Source organism: Halobellus sp. Atlit-38R, from assembly GCF_003665925.1.
GTDB lineage: Archaea > Halobacteriota > Halobacteria > Halobacteriales > Haloferacaceae > Haloquadratum > Haloquadratum inordinatus.
In genome coordinates, this window is the sequence record NZ_QXIJ01000144.1 from 1 (window position 1) to 584 (window position 584).

General features: G+C 72.4%; 1 protein-coding gene. It reads left to right on the plus strand.

Going from position 1 to position 584, the window contains the following annotated elements; translation table 11 throughout:
- Positions 1 to 136 precede the first annotated feature (136 nt).
- Positions 137 to 584 (plus strand): GNAT family N-acetyltransferase (locus D3D02_RS18600; RefSeq protein ID WP_121571342.1); only part of this gene is annotated, 448 nt, incomplete at its 3' end.

Genomic DNA, 584 nt, shown 5'->3' on the forward strand with positions numbered 1-584 from the left:
TTCTCGATGACCCGCAGTTCCATACCCGTCAGGTCGGGCGAGCGGCGTTTCAAGCTTTCGTCTCCCGGATATCGCCGGATGCGGACGGGTCGCACGCACCCGGAAAGCACTTCCATCGCCCGCCGAGACGGCGGGTATGTCCGCCGATCGACCCGCGATCCGACGGTTACCGCTCGACGAGGCGGCCCTCCGCCGGTACGCGGCCGACCTGTGGCTCCCGTACAACCGCGACCTCGCCGACGCCGTGGCGGCCCACGACCTCGCCGACTGGCCCGCGGAGCGCTTCATCGAGCGACACGTGGATTTCTCCCGGGACCGACTGGAGGAGGCGGGGAGCCGCGGCTGGGTCGCCGCGACCGCCGGCGACGGCGCGGACGACGCCGAAGTCGACCCCGCGACCGCCGACGTGACCGACCCCGCCCTCGACCTCGTGGGGCTGCTGATGACGAGCGTCGACGAGTGTCCCGACCCGTTCGACCGCCCGGACCGGCTGGTGATCGGCGAGATATACGTCGCGGAGCCGTTCCGCGGCACAGGGCTCGCCGAGCGGTTCGTCGAGCGCGCGGCCGCCGACGCCCGCGACC